A 496-nucleotide genomic window follows, 5' to 3' on the forward strand; every position below is an offset into this window, starting at 1 on the left:
GCAAGATCGACTTCCGCGTTGACCGCAACTCGAACTTGCACTTCATCATCGGCAAGGCATCCTTCTCTGCTCAGCAGCTGGAAGAGAACTTCAACGCCGCTCTGGAAGAGATCAACCGTTTGAAGCCTTCCTCGGCTAAAGGACGCTACATCTCGAAGGCTACCGTTGCGACCACCTTCGGCCCCGGCATTCCGGTTGATCCCGCATCCGTAGTTTCGGCTGCAGCCTAAGGCTGGGATTCTAGGAAGCCTGCGGGGTTCTCAGACGTGAAAGACCCGCTGCCCATGTGTATTGCACGCACGGGCGGCGGGTTTTCTTTATTCTGGCACCATATCCCACAAGATTTGTAGAAGAATTAGCAAGCTTGAAGCCGGCTTAGAGCACCACGCTTCCGTTCTACATTTCAGATCCCATGTTATTTCCCAGCGTTTCTGCCGACATTTCTATTCTGCATAAAACAGTCAGGCATAAACGGAGCTTCTTTCCCCTTATGTTT

1 pseudogene is annotated in these 496 nt (G+C 52.2%); it reads left to right on the plus strand.

Annotated elements, in window-relative coordinates:
- Nucleotides 1-230 (plus strand): annotated as a pseudogene (locus tag EAS64_RS42835) (50S ribosomal protein L1); the annotation flags it as partial.
- Between the last annotated feature and the right edge of the window lie 266 nt (nucleotides 231-496).

It is taken from the genome of Trebonia kvetii, from assembly GCF_007827045.1.
In the GTDB taxonomy this organism is placed as follows: Bacteria; Actinomycetota; Actinomycetes; order Streptosporangiales; family Streptosporangiaceae; genus Trebonia; species Trebonia kvetii.